The organism is Mucilaginibacter terrenus, assembly GCF_003432065.1.
Taxonomy (GTDB): domain Bacteria; phylum Bacteroidota; class Bacteroidia; order Sphingobacteriales; family Sphingobacteriaceae; genus Mucilaginibacter; species Mucilaginibacter terrenus.
The window spans coordinates 48,445-64,724 of the sequence record NZ_QWDE01000007.1; the positions used below are offsets into that span (position 1 = coordinate 48,445).

Below are 16,280 nucleotides of genomic sequence, written 5' to 3' on the forward strand. Positions count from 1 at the left end.
CATCATCAACATTATTCGGCAATGATCAAAAAGTAATTTTTCTTACCTTTTTGTGCTACCAGATATTTATTGTTAAGGAGTTGTGCGGTTGTTATTACATCTTCCGGCGTGCCGACCTTTTCGCGATTAATAGATACGCCTCCACCCTGAATTTCTTTCTTGGCTGCAGTTTTAGAGGGGAATACTGTGGTTTTGACACCCAGTAAATCGGTAGCGTTGATGCCAGCTGCAAATTCATCTTTACTAACAGTGAAATTAGGCACGCCACTAAACAGGCCAATGACTTCATTATGGCTTAGTTCATTTAAAAATTCAATCCCTGTGCCGCCAAAGAAAAACTCGGTGGACTTTATAGCTTTTATAAACTCTGTTTCGCCATGCACACGTATAGTAATGTCTTTCGCTAAAGCTTTTTGTAATACTCGCAGGTGTGGGGCGGCGTTATGTTCTGTTTCAATGGCTTCTATGGTGTCTCTTTCGAAAAGAGTAAATATCCTGATGTAGCTTTTGGCATCGTTGTCGGTGGTGTTTAGCCAAAACTGGTAAAACTTGTACGGAGAGGTCTTTTCAGCATCCAGCCAAATATTGCCGCCTTCAGATTTGCCAAACTTGGTGCCATCCGCTTTTTTTATCAACTGGGTGGTTAAAGCGAAAGCTTCACCGCCCGTACTTTTACGACGGATAAGTTCGGTACCTGTGACAATATTTCCCCATTGGTCGCTACCACCCATTTGCAAGGAGCAATTATGGTTCTTCCACAAGTAGTAAAAATCGTAACCCTGTACTAGCTGGTAAGAAAACTCAGTGAACGACATCCCTTGACCAGTCTCGCCGTTCAAGCGGTTCTTTACCGAATCTTTAGCCATCATGTAATTCACGGTGATGTGTTTACCCACGTCGCGAATGAAGTCCAGGAAATTGAAGTTCTTGAACCAATCGTAATTATTTACCATTTCGGCACTGTTAGTGCCGGTATTGAAATTCAAAAAGAGTTTAAGCTGCTTCTTGACACTTTCCAGATTGTGCTGCAAGTCATCTTCAGACAACAGATTGCGCTCGGAAGATTTACCCGAAGGATCACCCACCATCCCGGTTGCGCCCCCAACAAGCGCGTAAGGTTTGTGGCCGGCGCGTTGAAAGTGGATGAGCGTCATTATTTGGGTGAGATGGCCCACGTGAAGCGAATCGGCAGTTGGATCGAAACCGATGTAGCCCGAAGCCATACCTTTATTCAACATATCTTCGGTGCCTGGCATTATATCGTGCAGCATGCCGCGCCAGCGTAGTTCTTCTACAAAATTCATCCTTGTATTGCTTAAAACGGCAAATATATAACAATAATTGGTTGAGTACGGGCAAGTAAACGGCTTTGTAAATGTAAACTGAGCGTGATATTGTGGTTATATCTCAGGTTAAGCTGGAGTTTGTCCGATTTTTTTTGTTTATTGTGAAAACAGGTAATTACAACTGCATCTATGAATTTTCTGTCGCATTATTATTTTGACCGGAATACAACGGACTGCTACTTTACTCTGGGTACTGTATTGCCAGACTTGTTGAAAAATGCTGACAAGTCCATTGTGTTACATCCGGAAAAATTATTGCATGCTGATAGTGCTGTAAATTCCATGATAGCTGGGTGGAACAAGCATTTACTGGTAGATAAGTTTTTCCACTCATCGGAATTCTTTCTTTACCATTCACATACATTAAAAAACCTGTTAACGCCGGCAGTGGCGGGTTCTCCAGTTAAACCGTTTTTCCTGGGCCATATAGCTATAGAGTTGATACTGGATAATTTGCTGCTTACCACAGGAGAAGTTGAGGTTGATGACTTTTACGCACATCTGGATAGCTGCCACGAGAGCGTGATAGCAGCGTTTCTTGACTTTGCCGAAATGAAAAACTCACCAGTATTCTTTAAGTTTTACGAGAGCTTTAAGAGCAGCCGCTATCTTACTACCTATGTAAACCTGGACAAGGTTACGTACGCACTTAAGCGCATTTGCATGCGGGTTTGGCACGACCCTTTTACGCCAGAACACGAGTTAGCAATGACGGAGGTAGTATTAGCTTATAGGGAGTCCATCCTAAACAGCTTCATGAGTATTTATGCAGAGATAGACCAAAAGATGAAGCTTGTTTAATACTGTGCTGAATTATCCTGCAACTTTTTATTTAAAATGCCTTTACCAGGCAGTTTGGTTTCCAAAACAGCTTAAAAGTCAATAATTAACAGTAAATTAATTTTTATCTATAAAAATTATATCCGTACCTTTGCAGTCCCAATTAAGTGTTGGGAAAAAGGAGTAAAATTATTTAATGGCAAAAAAACAAGAAGCAGAAAAAGAATTAAAGGCGAAGGAAGCTGAACTGGGTACAGTTGAAGCAACCTCAAAGGAAACTGTTGAATCAGAAGCTGATTCAATTTCTATTGAAGAGATCAAATCAAAAATTGCGGCTACACCAAGCGAAGATTTCGACTGGGATGCTGACGATAAAAAATTTGGTAACTACAGCGACAGCGACCGTGAGCAATTAGAAAAAATGTATGATGGAACTTTTAGCTCTATTACTAAAGGCGAAATCATCACCGGTACTGTAGTGAACATCAACAACAAAGATGTGGTATTGAACATTGGCTTTAAGTCTGATGGTTTAGTATCAGTTTCTGAATTCCGTGATACACCAGATCTGAAGATCGGTGACACTGTTGAAGTATTTGTAGAGTCGCAGGAAGATGCTAACGGACAGTTGGTGCTTTCACGCAAACGTGCAAAAACTCAAAAATCATGGGAGCGCATTAATTCAGCTCTGGATAACGATGAGATCATTACCGGCTTTGTTAAGAGCCGTACTAAAGGTGGCCTTATTGTTGATATTATGGGCGTTGAAGCCTTCTTACCAGGTTCACAGATCGACATCAAGCCAATCCGTGATTACGATGTGTACGTTGGTAAAACAATGGAATTTAAAGTTGTTAAGATAAACCACGAGTTTAAAAACGTTGTGGTATCGCACAAAGTGCTTATCGAGGACGATCTTGAGAACCAGAAAACAGAAATTGTGGCCAAACTTGAAAAAGGCCAGGTATTGGAAGGTACCGTTAAGAACATTACCGACTTCGGTGTATTCATCGACCTTGGTGGCGTTGACGGCTTACTTCACATTACCGATATATCTTGGGGCCGCATAGAGCATCCACGTGAAGTATTGGCATTAGATCAGAAGATCAACGTTGTTGTTCTTGATTTTGATGACGAGAAAAAACGTATTGCTTTAGGCTTGAAGCAACTTACTCCACACCCTTGGCAGAGCCTTTCTGAAGATATTCAGGTTGGTAGCAAGGTTAAAGGTAAAATTGTTACTGTTGCTGATTACGGCGCGTTCCTTGAAATCATCCCTGGTGTTGAAGGTCTGATCCACGTTTCAGAAATGTCATGGTCACAAAACCTTCGCAATCCACAGGAATTCCTGAAAGTTGGTGACGAAGTGGAGGCTCAGGTATTAACACTTGACCGTGACGAGCGTAAAATGTCATTAGGTATCAAACAGCTTACTCCAGATCCATGGCAGAACGCTGGCGAGAAATACGCTATAGGCACCAAGCACGTTGCTACAGTTAAAAACATGACCAACTTTGGTGTGTTTGTTGAATTAGAAGACGGAATTGATGGTTTGATCCACATTTCTGATCTGTCATGGTCTAAGAAAGTTAACCACCCTAATGAATTCACTAAAGTAGGTGAGAAGTTAGACGTGGTAGTTCTGGAACTTGATATCGACAACCGCAAATTAAGCTTAGGTCACAAACAGCTGGAAGAAAACCCTTGGGATACTTTCGAAACCATCTTCACTATCGATTCGATACATGAAGGTACCGTGTTGAAAGTAACTGACAAAGGTGCTATCGTAGCTTTACCGTACGGTGTTGAAGGCTTTGCGCCAACCAAACACCTGGTTAAAGAGGACGGCAAATCTGTAAAAGCTGAAGAAACTGCTGAGTTCAAGATTATTGAATTTAACAAAGACAGCAAGCGTATAGTTATTTCACACTCACGCATTTGGGAAGAGGCTCGCGCTGATGCCCGTATGCAGGACTTCGAAAACCGTAAGAAAGAAGCAAAATCTGCTGTAAATGCGGTTAAGAAAGTGAAAGATTCGGTTGAGAAATCAACTCTTGGCGACCTTAGCGTGCTTGCTCAGTTAAAAGAGCAGATGGAAGGTGCTGAAAGCAAAGCCGCAGGTAAGAAACCAGCTGCTAAATCAGAAACCGAAGAAGAAGCTAACTAAGCTGAATTTTAATTAATACAAAGCCCTTCCGGTTTCCGGAAGGGCTTTTTTATTGCTCACGTGCTATCTTATCGCTATGAATGATAGAGTAACTGTAAACATCCTTAGGCGTGTATGTTTAGTATTGGTGTTATCACCAATACTTGTTTTTTTGATCGCGATATTTTTTGAAGAAAGAAATTATGCTTTATCGCAAACTCTTGCTAACGAAGGTAAGCCGCTGAGTGTATTTATGTCGCTATTGGGTAGCTTCGCTTATTTGTGTTTTAAAATAAGTCGCTTTAAGCAACAAACGCCTTTAAACATATTTAATGATATTATAAAGATTATGATTGCGACAAGCTTTACGGCTTTTTTTGTTTATGCCCTCGGCTTTTAACCAACTTAGAGGGTCGGCGCGATTCTAATTTTTATTGTTGTTTGATAACGATCTCGCTTGTTTTGCTGCCGAAGTTGCCTGCCATGTCAGCTCCCTCAATGGTTATAGTGTATTTACCCGGCTTGTCGGCAGTGTAAAAAGATAGTGTTGCATTGCCATCTTTATCTGTGATCAGGTTCGGCTCCCAGTGTAATGTGGGGCGTGCTACAAGAGGAGCCGTATCGGCTGGCTTGTAACGAGGGCGATAAAATTGTGCAGGGAAGCAGTATGGTACTGGCGTGTACCGCACAATGTTGTTGTTAGTGCGGGTAAAATATCCGTTGCCGCTGCGGGTTGTAACAGTAATAAAGTATTCAAAATCTCCTGCAACTCTAATATCTTTAACTTCATCTGCACTCATGTATTTTAAAAAATCTAGCATTTCATTTGTTAAACCTAGTCCCTCAGACATACCCATCATTGCTAAACTACTCTGTCCGTCAACAATAATGTCGGCTACTCGTTGTAAGCCGATAACTAAAGCGGGATCAGGGTGGAAAGCTGCGCGCCCAAAAGGTCCTTCGCTGTAAAGGTTGCTTACGCCTAATCTTTTTACCTTTGAGAGTAGGATGTTATATAATGTACTTTTTTTGGCTTGGATCAACTCTTCCTCTGTTATTTGTTTTATTTCGCTGCCAGAATATCTGCCCGATTTGATGTAAGCTTTTTTACCTTTTATAGTCACTTCGTTAAGTAGCCGCCCTTTTACATCCGCCGGATTAATACCGGGTATATTTTTAAATGGTTTTGGCCCTTTCAGGTAAGCGGCAAGTGATGTGTCGTTTTGAACTGTATACCAGGGAGCATAGGTGATAAGTTGCTTGCCAATTTTTGCGGGGGTAAACTCATTTAAGTTAATGTTTGGAATAGATTCACCGCCCTGTTCTTTTACTACTCGAAGGGTGTAATTTATCGTGTCTAATATTGGCAGATTATCAAACCGAAACTCGCCATAGTCATCACTGGTAGTGTCTTGCAGAATGAGCCCGTATTTCTTACTCATCGAAAATAATTTCACCTGCGCCTTGCGTATAGGCTTTTTAAATAAGCTGCGCAGATTGCCTGATAGCTGCTCGCTGGTTTCAGGAGCAAAGCGAGGCTTTACAATTGGTGCGTTAACGAGCGACCAATCAAAGCCACGCCAGCCTTGGCAAAGCATTAGTATATCTAATGCTTTCATTCGTTCCGGATCGTTTTTAGCAAAATACCAGCTGCTTTCTTCAACATAACCCGATAGTTCTGATGACAGCAGCAACCTGCTGGTGATATTGTCTGTGCTGCTGGTTTTATTGAGAGCGTTGTCAATTACAGCCAAACCAAAACTGCCGACCACTGGCTTACCTTCGGCATCGCACACGTTTACGGTTAATGACACGCTATCCTTTAAGCCGGGAGTAGGTGAGCCTGGGGTGACGCTTAGTTGCAAGCGGTCGTTATGATCAATAAATAACCTGCGTGATGCAACAGGCGTGCTTCCGTCCAAAAGTGATATACTTACAATGCCCGAGTTTAGAAGCTTTTTTGATATTGCAGTACGCGCAAAACCATTGGTGAGTTTTATTAACGAGCCGTAATAAACCAAATCTGCACTATGAACTACCAGGTTGTATTTTTTATCAGCGGCAGCAATGTCAGGAGTAGTACGCATTACAACAAATACTGTATCGGTAGAAGAAAGCGCGTCCCCGCGCAACGAGATACCTGATGTTTTAGCAACCGGTAATGGCACGATATGGCTTACACCACCGAAGTTGTATTTTGCTGAATATGTTTTCCCTGCTTCAGGTATTAAAATAAAATAACCCATTCCTAGATGGGTAGCAGCAAAGGTATTTACTTCTTGCCCCAGGTTATCTATAATGCTTCCTCTGATACAAATTCCCAATCCGTTTTCAGCAATAGCTTTAAACCCAACCCGCACAGGCAAACCGCTGATAATTGTGCCCCCTTCCGGCATAAACTGCAGATCTATTTTCTGGTACTGGCCACCAGGGCTGAAAGGAAGTGAAAGTTTCTTTTTTGTTATCTTATCGGTAAGGATGATTGACAGATTTGACACATCCTTCGCCTCAGGCAAAGGGATAGTGGCTTTAAGGTTGCCGCCATCGCTTGTAGTAAAGGTTGACTTAAATAAATTGCGTTTACCATTAGTTACCTGTAATTCCACATCACGGTAGGCAACTGCCATTTTCGAAAGGTCCGTAAGGTGTAAGGCGAGATTAGCTATGTTCTCGCCTTTTTGTGATTTAGTTGTATGCTCCTCGCTGATAAGCCAATGGTCGGTCGCATATACATCACGAACAACGATATGTTTATTTGTAAATGCTTCGGAGCTGAAGTTTTGCATCCAGTTGGTATAAGCACGGATAGTATAGTTGCAGTCCTTCAGCTTATCATTTAAAATAAGCTGTCCATACCCAAGCCCTGACGCTAACGGGAGAGCAAACCGGTTAACTACGTTACTGCTATCGTTTATTAATTCGACATAGATCTTGCTGCTTAATGCCGAGGGCGTGTAGGTGGCAGCATTAAATACGTAAGCCTTGAGCCATACTGTGTCTCCGATGGTGTATTGCTCCCGGTCTGTTTGCAGGTGAAGTTTCTCAAAAGGGAACGCCTCTCTATATTGCTCTGCACGGTTGAGAATTTGCTTCAGACCGGTAGCATCTTGAGCAATGGAATAATTACAGAACAAAAGATTAACGGATAAAAGCAGGCATAAGGTAAGCGCTTTTAAATACTTGTAATTATAACAAGGCATAATTTAGGCAGATAGTTACGTAAATGTAGCTCATCTGCCTTTAATATTACAGTACTATTTAAAGTGTTGTTAGATTACTTTAAAGCAGGGAATTTGCCGCCATCGAAAATACTCTTCTCCGCACATGCTTTTTCCACATCCTGCCATTTGCGTGGCGCATCTGCGGAAAGGTTTATACCGCCGGTTTTACCTATTTGTACATCGTCTTCAATTCGTACGCCGATGTTCCACCATTTCTTATCGCAAGGACTACCGGCTGGGATGTAGATGCCGGGTTCCACGGTAATAACCATCCCTGTCATCAGGTCGCCTCCGTAAGCTCCTTTATCGTGCACATCAAGCCCCAGATGGTGCGATACACCGTGCGGGTAGTACTTGCGCAGTTCTTTAGCATCCTTTATAATACCGAGTTTTGTTAGCCCGGCGGTAAGTACCTCAACCGTTGCGTCTTCCAATTTGCTATACGGCACACCTTCTTTGCAAAGTTTAAACACTGCTTCCTGCGCATCATAAACTATCTGGTAGATGGCTTTTTGTTCTTCAGTAAATTTGCCGTTCGCCGGGAAGGTGCGTGTCACATCAGCAGAGTAGCCGTGGTATTCAGATCCTACGTCCATTAACACCAGTTGGTTTTTTACCTCTGTTGCAGCATTCTCTTCATAGTGCAGTATACAACCGTTACCACCAGCACCTACAATTGGCGGGTAACCTTCATCCTCAGCACCATAACGTTTGTGCACATACAGCATAATGCCTTCCAGTTCACGCTCACTGGTCTTTGGAGTTACAGCGCGCATAGCTTCTAAATGAGCAAGGCTGGATAACACAACCGACTTTTTGATCAGCGCCAGCTCTTCAGGCGTTTTTACACCCCGAAGGTCGGTTGTAAGAGCTTCATATAAACTCATGCCACCCAGGTCCGCACTAATTTTAGCTTTAACGGCCATAAGTGTTGCCGAGTCTGGCTTAGCCAAAATTTCCTGTATAAGTTCGTTGTTCTTGTAAGCGTCCAGTGTAAGTTTACTCTTTAGGTAGGCTACCAGCCGGTCTATATTTTTTGGATTAGCACGCTGGTTAATAAAAGATAGATCTGCAGATAAAGCTTTATCCACGTCTTTCAATCCGGCTTTGTTTTTAAACGTTGTTACCAAGTCACGTAAGCTCCCTTTAGACACATCTGCACCTAAATCATCGGGCAATCCGTCATATAGTATGGTAGTGTATTTTTTAAAATCAAGTGGGAATGACGAGAACGTCTCACTGTTGTAAGCCCGTTTAAAGCCCAGCTTGCCTTTGGCGCCCTCAACACCCAGGCGTTTGCCTGTCCATTGTTCGCGGGCTGCATCGCGGCGGCGAACAAACAGTAATTCGTTATAACTGCTATCACCGGCAGCCTGCATATCTTTAAAAATAAGCAATACGGAGTTCGGCTCCTTATAACCCGAGAAATAGTACATGTCCGGGTTTTGGTGATACACGTAGTTCACATCATTTGAAAAAACCTGCTCTGGATATGCAAAAACAACCGCAACTGAGTTTGGCGGCATTTTATCCCTCAGTGCCTGCCGTCGCCCTGCATGGAACGACGCCGGAAGGTAGTCAGTTGGTAAACTCTCCTCGCTATTTGTTTGGGCAAATGATGGTGCCGAGGTTAGGCAAGCAAGTGCTGCCGTGAAAAACAGCTTTTTGAAAACTTTCATTGGTATAATTAAACTGTGATGGTTAATACAGGCTCAAGATAACCATAAATATTATACTGGTTTAATCTTATGCTGTCGTGTTTGCAAATGCATTCAAACAAATCGCCAAATTTATTACCTTTGCCCAAATCCACCCATACGATGCAAAACCTGACGCTGCTCGACGGACAAAAATTTCAAATTACTATTCAGCGTTTATGTCGTCAATTAATAGAAAATCATAACGACTTTTCCGGCTCGGTACTAATAGGCATACAACCAAGGGGCATTTATCTCGCGCGCCGCGTTGCCGAAGAGCTGAGAAAGATACTTCCTGAAAGTAAAATAGAGCAGGGCGACCTGGACATTACCTTCTACAGGGACGACTTTCGTCGCCGTGAGCAACTAGTTCCGAATCAAACCAAAATTGACTTTATCATTGAGGGGAAAAGAGTGATTATGATGGATGACGTGCTATGGACAGGCCGTACCATCCGTGCCGCTATGGACGCCATGCAGGCGTTTGGACGCCCGGAAAAAGTTGAGCTGCTTGCACTGGTAGACAGGCGATACTCGCGCCATATACCCGTATCTGCAAACTATGTGGGTATAGAGGTGGATAGTATAGCATCGCAAAAAGTGGTAGTAAGCTGGAAGGAAACAGACGGCGAGGACAAGATTGTATTAGTATCAGAGGCGAAATAGAAAATGGCATTAAGCACACGGCATTTACTTGGCATAAAAGATTTAAACCGCGCAGATATTGAAGAGATATTTGAGACGGCAGATAACTTTAAAACGGTGCTTAACCGTCCTATAAAAAAAGTGCCCTCGTTAAGGGACGTGACCATTGCCAACATCTTCTTTGAAAATTCTACCCGTACCCGCTTATCTTTTGAACTGGCGGAGAAAAGACTTTCTGCCGACGTTGTAAACTTTGCAGCTTCGTCATCATCAGTAAGCAAAGGCGAAACATTGGTGGATACGGTAAACAACATCCTGGCCATGAAGGTGGATATGGTGGTAATGCGCCATCCGTATGCCGGTGCAGGTGTTTTCCTGTCGAAACACGTAAAAGCACAAATAATAAACGCTGGCGATGGTGCTCACGAGCATCCTACCCAAGCGTTGCTGGACGCTTTCTCTATACGCGAACGTTATGGCAATGTTGAAGGCAAAAAGGTGGTTATTGTGGGCGATATACTGCACTCGCGGGTTGCTTTATCCAACATCCTTTGTCTAAAGCAACTTGGTGCCGAAGTAATGGTTTGCGGGCCAACAACCCTTATCCCAAAGTACATTAGTTCTTTGGGTGTTAAAGTAGAACATAATCTGTTGAAAGCACTTAACTGGTGCGATGTTGCCAACATGCTCCGTATACAGCTGGAACGCCAGGACATCAAGTACTTTCCTTCTATAAGGGAATATACCATGCTCTACGGGTTAAACAAACAGATATTGGATAATCTTGATAAAGAAATAACCGTAATGCATCCCGGCCCTATCAACAGGGGAGTGGAGATCACGAGCGATGTGGCAGACAGCAAACAGTCTATTATCCTGGATCAGGTGGAGAACGGAGTGGCTGTGCGTATGGCAGTATTGTATTTGTTAGCAGGACAGGGGGCATAATGAAATGCTTGGCAGGGTAGTAAGTCATATAAAGGCAAATTTGCTGGGAGTATTTATAGGCTTTGCAGTTGTGTCGTTTATATTTGAAGGACTTATTTTAACGCCAGGAGATTTTTATGCAACACAGTTCTTTGGGATAATAATTGTTATTATTGCGACCCGCTCTAAATACAGAGACAGGTTACAGGCGCAAAAGAGGTTAAAGCAAAAAGGTCTTACTCATGAAGACCTGAGCAATATTGATTTTGTAAAAAATTGGGAAGTAGCGCGCAGAGTAGGGCCGCTTAAATATTGCTTTTTGCAGGGAGGTTTGTCTATCGGGCTTATTACATTTCCCCTCTCGTTAATGTTATTTGTATTCCTCGTTTTCTTTTCTGCTGATGCGGAATACTTTAAAGCTTTAATGTACCCGCTTGCACTGGTTTGTTTAATTGTACCGTATGTTACAGGAGTGCTGATTTATGCGGTACGCTATCAAAGGAATCAGCATCGCTTTCATAAGCTTACAGATCCACTGAACCTGAATAGATATTAACAAAAGTGCTTTTCTGAAAACCATTGTATGCTAAATTGCTTTATGCATGTTAGCTACAACAAGTTCCTTGTTCTTTTTATACCTTGCCTTTATGAATGCCTTTTTAGTTGCTTTTGCAGTGTTGTTATTGTCCTTTACGTTATTATCTATAATCAAGCATCAATACTGGATCTTCCGCATTTTTGATTATCCCCGCATACAGAAACTGGTATTATCTGTAATCTGCTTACTTCTTATTGTTGGCTTTTACGATGGGAATGATGTTGTTTTTGTAGTCATTATCATACTGATGGGAGCCAACATCCTATATCTGGCCTTGCAGGTACTTCCTTTTACACCGTTGGGCAAAAAGCAGGTGCTAACTGCTGTGGCTGATGTGCCCGATCAGTCGGTATGTGTGATGATTGCCAATGTTTATGAGGACAATACAAATACTAGCGGATGTCTGCGGGAAATAACGAAGCATGATCCGGACGTAATTTTATTGCTTGAGACCAACGCGCGGTGGGATAATCAAACATCTACACTTGGCGAAACTTACCCGTACAACGTGAAAGTGCCGTTGGAGAATACCTATGGAATGTTATTGTATTCTAAACTGCCATTGGAAAATCCTGAAGTAAAGTTTTTGGTAGAGGAAGATATACCATCAATTCACACAACAATAGTTTTAAAAAGCGGACAAAAAATCAAACTATTTTGCGTGCACCCAACACCACCTGTACCTAACGAAAATCCACGCTCTACCGAGCGGGATAAAGAGCTGTTATTAGTTGCGGATATGGCTAAGGCATCTCAACTGCCCGTTATCGTGGTTGGCGACCTGAATGATGTAGCCTGGAGCTATACTACAGAACTGTTCTTAAAAATGAGCGGTTTGATAGACCCAAGACGAGGCAGAGGTTTTTACAATTCTTTTCATGCGCACTACCCATTCCTGCGTTTCCCGTTAGATCACGCCTTTATCTCTACTGATCTTAAACTGAAGAAAATGCGCAGGCTTTCCAATTTTAATTCAGATCATTTTCCCATCTATATCAATCTGCAGTATGAAGCCAGAGCTGTAAATCAGCAGGAATCTATGACACCTGATGCAGATGACCTGGAAATTGCCAAAGAAAAAAAGGCAGCGATCTGATTATTGCGCCAGCATTTCTTTCACCGCCTCTGCAGCGCTACTTAATGCAGCCTCTACAGTTCCCATCGCAGGGCCACTGTACAGATATTCTCCGCAAAAGTAAATAGTGTTATTTATTGGTATATTAAGGGTTTTTCGTGCATTTGGCGTTTCCACAGTATCATAAGCGTATGACCCTCGTGTGAAAGGGTCGGCTGTCCAGTTCATAATGCGCCGGGCAACAAGTTTGCCTTTCAGTTCAGTTACATCACGTTTAAAGATGTTCGCTAACGATTGAAGGCCTTCAGCCGCGATCATATCATCTGTAAGATGCAGCTTTTCGGCAGCAGCAGGGCCACCAATCCATCCGGTAAGTACGTTAGATGTATTCGGTGCTTGTGTCCACCAGGTTGGTATTTTCTCATTGCTGAACAAGTAGCCCATCTTTTCTATTTCCTTGCCCGCAAGATTCATTGATTGGTTATCCAGCCAAAATGCATCACTGAATTCGAACAATATCTTGATAACTGACCCAAACCCCATCTGTTGTATGGCCGGGCTGTGTTCCGCAAGTGCAGGCAGGAAGGTTACAGCCCCCTGTTCACCTGCAGACGCTTTTAGCACGCCTAATGGGAGTGCTATTAATATCTTCTCTGCTTCGTATGTATCATTAGTTGTGATGGTCACTTTAACGTTTCCTTTGCTCCATTCTATCGTTTGTACAACAGCGTTCAGGAAAATCTCACCTCCTTTAGTTTTGCACTGTGAGCTTAGCCAACTTATTAGGTGGCAGTAGCCGCCTTGTACCCGGTGTTGGGCATTCTCTCCCTCATTTTGCCATTCATTTCTAAGAGCAAATGCACTGGCATCACGTGGGTCGGCTGTGTCGTAGCCAGACACAAATTGCCAAACTCCATCCCGTAAATCCTTGTACTTATTGCCGGGGAATTGCTCTTGTAGAAAAGCATCTATGTTAATATCATTTTCAAGTGCGTTCAGCTTAGCAATCAGCAGGTCCCAATCTTCAATTACCATGCTGTTTTGCTCGAAGTCACCGTTATTATAACGCCACATTGCGGCGTTTGCGCTTCGATAGGGGATAACTGCTTCTCTTAAAAGCTTTAACGTAATGGGCAGGTCGCCGTGTATAAATTCAGCGCCGAGTTCGGTATTTTTGAAGAAAGACTCATCGTTGAGTGTATGTATCCGTCCACCGGTTCGGTGCCTGGCTTCCAGTACCGTTACCTTTTTGCCGGCATCTGCCAGCAAACGAGCAGCCATAAGCCCGGCGGCACCAGCGCCAATTATAAGAACATCATTTTTCATAGCAGGTGCCGCAAGGTAAAACGATTAGTTGTAAAGTGCAAGATTCATGTAAGCGCCAAGCAAACTAACCGAGATTAACGCCTTACCGCGAGCCGAACGTGGATAAATAAAGCTTTCCCTGTTCGGGTATTACAATCCCCTTTGTTAATTTAGCAGGCTAGCATAAACGTGCGTTATGAAACAGTATTTTAAGATAGACGAGTGGAAGATCATCGAAGATGGCTTCGATCCAAAATATAATGAAGTTGCCGAGAGTGTATTTAGCTTAGGTAACGGTCGTATGGGCCAGCGCGCCAACTTCGAAGAGGCTTATAGCGGCAAAACCCTGCAGGGTAATTATGTAGCAGGCGTTTATTATCCGGATAAAACCCGGGTAGGCTGGTGGAAAAATGGCTACCCGGAATATTTCGCCAAGGTGCTTAACGCTGCAAATTGGATAGGGATAGATGTGGTTATTGACGGAGAGCAACTGGATATTGCCAAATGTGAGGTGATTAGCTTCAACCGTGAATTGAATATGCGGGAAGGTTACCTGAAGCGCAATTTTACAGTTCGCACAGCATTAGGTAAAGAGGTGCAGGTAGAGGCTATTCGCTTTTGCAGCATGGTCGACGATGAATGTGGTGCTATTAAATACACTATTACCCCGCTTAACTTAGAAGGAAAAGTATCCCTTACGCCGTATATAGATGGAGATGTTGTAAATAAGGATTCTAACTACGATGAGAAGTTTTGGGACGAAGTAAGCAAGCAAACTGATAACGATACAGCCTGTGTACAGCTGCGAACAAAAAAGACGGGCTTTGAAGTTGCCACCGCCATGAAGGTGACCGTGTTGCTGGATGGTAGCCCTGTCCATTTTAAGTCTGAAGCTGTTCTTAAAGAGAAGTACGCCGCAGTACAAATCACCCTAGATGCTAAACAAGGGCAACCTATATCGCTGATAAAGTACGCCACTAACGTGTCGTCTCAGAATTACCCGGCAGAAGAGCTAGTATCTAAAGCTCACGAACGCCTCAATACAATAGCTTCTAAAGGTTTCGATAAAATGCTTGAAGAGCAGGCAGCTGTATGGGCCGAGAAATGGAAGCACAATGATATAGTTATAGAAGGTGATGCGGCTGCACAACAAGGCATCCGGTTTAACATATTCCAATTGAACCAAACCTATACAGGGGAGGACGACCGGCTGAATATTGGCCCTAAAGGTTTCACCGGCGAAAAATATGGAGGCTCTACTTACTGGGATACCGAAGCGTATTGCGTGCCGTTTTACCTGGCAACAGCCGAGCAAAAGGTAGCCCGTAACCTGTTGCTGTACCGGTACAAGCAGTTGGGGAAAGCTATTGAAAACGCTAAGCTTTTGGGTTTTAAAGATGGTGCTGCATTGTACCCTATGGTTACGATGGATGGTACCGAATGCCATAACGAGTGGGAAATAACTTTTGAGGAAATACACCGAAATGGCGCCATAGCTTATGCTATTTACGACTATGTGCGGTATACGGGCGACGAATCTTACCTGGCCGATTACGGATTGGAAGTTCTGATAGCTATATCCCGGTTTTGGGCGCAGCGGGTAAACTGGTCGGAAAGCAGGGAGCGGTATGTTATGCTGGGCGTTACCGGACCAAATGAGTACGAGAACAATGTAAACAACAACTGGTACACCAGCACCATTGCAGTTTGGTGTATGAAGTATACACTGGAGGTTATCGGAAAAGTACAACAGGCAGATAGCACCAAATACCAGGCCCTGGCCGACAAGATCGGCTTTAATGAGGAGAGCGAGTCAGCTAAATTCAGCGACATTATAGCCAAAATGTATTTTCCTAAAGATGATAAATTAGGCATATTCCTTCAGCAGGATGGGTATTTAGATAAGGAGCAGATACTGGTTAAGGACCTGCCCGCAACTGACCGTCCGCTGGTACAAAAATGGAGTTGGGACCGGATCCTGCGTTCTGTATTTATAAAGCAGGCGGACGTATTACAGGGGCTCTACTTTTTTGAAGATGATTACGACCTGGAGACCATCCGCCGCAATTACGACTTTTACGAACCGAGGACCGTACACGAGTCATCGCTTTCACCTTGCGTGCATTCTATACTGGCTGCAAAGCTGGGTGATGTAGAGCGTGCTTACCAGTTTTATTTACGTACGTCGAGGCTCGATATAGACGATTACAACAACGATACCGAAGACGGTTGTCATATCACCTCAATGGCCGGTACCTGGATGTCGGTAGTGCAGGGTTTTGGCGGCATGCGGGTGAAGGATGGCCAGCTTCATTTTAATCCGCTGCTTCCGGCAGAGTGGAAGGCATTATCGTTTCAAATTGGCTTTAGGGGGGCGTTGCTGAATATCAGGATAACTAAAGAAGCTGTGATTATCAATGCCACAGGAGGTCAATTGAATATATTGGTGAACAACCAGGAAGTTACCGTGGAGCCGGGTACAGAGCTGAATATTGCACGATTGAAGTAATCGTAACCAACAAATTATGAAACTATTAATC

At 43.3% G+C, this 16,280-nt stretch carries 12 protein-coding genes; 8 read left to right on the forward strand and 4 right to left on the reverse strand.

Annotated elements, in window-relative coordinates:
- Nucleotides 1-11: 11 nt before the first annotated feature.
- Nucleotides 12-1,304 carry a tyrosine--tRNA ligase gene (gene tyrS, locus DYU05_RS20310; protein WP_117385007.1) on the reverse strand — a complete coding sequence of 431 codons (1,293 nt, stop codon included), beginning with the start codon at nucleotides 1,302-1,304 and terminating at the stop codon, nucleotides 12-14.
- A 171-nt stretch (nucleotides 1,305-1,475) separates the two neighbouring features.
- Here tyrS and DYU05_RS20315 point away from each other — a divergent pair, with 171 nt between their 5' ends.
- The 3 genes from DYU05_RS20315 (at nucleotide 1,476) to DYU05_RS20325 (ending at nucleotide 4,672) form a co-directional block, all read left to right on the forward strand.
- Nucleotides 1,476-2,147 carry a hypothetical protein gene (locus DYU05_RS20315; RefSeq protein ID WP_117385008.1) on the forward strand — a complete coding sequence of 224 codons (672 nt, stop codon included), beginning with the start codon at nucleotides 1,476-1,478 and terminating at the stop codon, nucleotides 2,145-2,147.
- A 175-nt stretch (nucleotides 2,148-2,322) separates the two neighbouring features.
- Nucleotides 2,323-4,293 carry a 30S ribosomal protein S1 gene (gene rpsA / locus DYU05_RS20320; RefSeq protein ID WP_117385009.1) on the forward strand — a complete coding sequence of 657 codons (1,971 nt, stop codon included), beginning with the start codon at nucleotides 2,323-2,325 and terminating at the stop codon, nucleotides 4,291-4,293.
- A 76-nt stretch (nucleotides 4,294-4,369) separates the two neighbouring features.
- Entirely contained in the window at nucleotides 4,370-4,672 is a 303-nt protein-coding gene (locus tag DYU05_RS20325; RefSeq protein WP_117385010.1) for a hypothetical protein, read from the forward strand.
- A 31-nt stretch (nucleotides 4,673-4,703) separates the two neighbouring features.
- On the opposite strand, the gene DYU05_RS20330 is transcribed toward DYU05_RS20325, so the two are convergent.
- Both DYU05_RS20330 and DYU05_RS20335 read right to left on the reverse strand, forming a co-directional pair.
- Complete coding sequence (locus DYU05_RS20330) at nucleotides 4,704-7,472, reverse strand: hypothetical protein (protein ID WP_117385011.1); 2,769 nt, start codon at nucleotides 7,470-7,472, stop codon at nucleotides 4,704-4,706.
- Nucleotides 7,473-7,546: 74 nt separating this feature from the next.
- Nucleotides 7,547-9,172: an aminopeptidase P N-terminal domain-containing protein gene (locus DYU05_RS20335; RefSeq protein ID WP_117385012.1), complete on the reverse strand. Its 1,626-nt coding sequence runs from the start codon at nucleotides 9,170-9,172 to the stop codon at nucleotides 7,547-7,549.
- Nucleotides 9,173-9,313: 141 nt separating this feature from the next.
- Here DYU05_RS20335 and pyrR point away from each other — a divergent pair, with 141 nt between their 5' ends.
- The 4 genes from pyrR to DYU05_RS20355 are packed head-to-tail and all read left to right on the forward strand — an operon-like array spanning nucleotide 9,314 to nucleotide 12,456.
- Nucleotides 9,314-9,856 (forward strand): bifunctional pyr operon transcriptional regulator/uracil phosphoribosyltransferase PyrR, encoded by a 543-nt coding sequence (gene pyrR / locus DYU05_RS20340; protein ID WP_117385013.1) that lies wholly within the window; start codon nucleotides 9,314-9,316, stop codon nucleotides 9,854-9,856.
- 3 nt (nucleotides 9,857-9,859) lie between these two features.
- Complete coding sequence (locus DYU05_RS20345) at nucleotides 9,860-10,783, forward strand: aspartate carbamoyltransferase catalytic subunit (protein WP_117385014.1); 924 nt, start codon at nucleotides 9,860-9,862, stop codon at nucleotides 10,781-10,783.
- A 4-nt stretch (nucleotides 10,784-10,787) separates the two neighbouring features.
- A complete protein-coding gene (locus tag DYU05_RS20350; RefSeq protein WP_117385015.1) occupies nucleotides 10,788-11,318 on the forward strand; it encodes a hypothetical protein in 531 nt (176 codons plus the stop codon).
- A gap of 46 nt (nucleotides 11,319-11,364) precedes the next feature.
- Nucleotides 11,365-12,456 (forward strand): endonuclease/exonuclease/phosphatase family protein, encoded by a 1,092-nt coding sequence (locus tag DYU05_RS20355; protein WP_235854075.1) that lies wholly within the window; start codon nucleotides 11,365-11,367, stop codon nucleotides 12,454-12,456.
- On the opposite strand, the gene DYU05_RS20360 is transcribed toward DYU05_RS20355, so the two are convergent.
- Nucleotides 12,457-13,761 (reverse strand): flavin monoamine oxidase family protein, encoded by a 1,305-nt coding sequence (locus tag DYU05_RS20360; RefSeq protein ID WP_117385016.1) that lies wholly within the window; start codon nucleotides 13,759-13,761, stop codon nucleotides 12,457-12,459.
- A gap of 175 nt (nucleotides 13,762-13,936) precedes the next feature.
- Between DYU05_RS20360 and DYU05_RS20365 the strand changes: the two genes are divergently transcribed.
- Nucleotides 13,937-16,249 (forward strand): glycoside hydrolase family 65 protein, encoded by a 2,313-nt coding sequence (locus DYU05_RS20365; protein WP_117385017.1) that lies wholly within the window; start codon nucleotides 13,937-13,939, stop codon nucleotides 16,247-16,249.
- Nucleotides 16,250-16,280 lie beyond the last annotated feature (31 nt).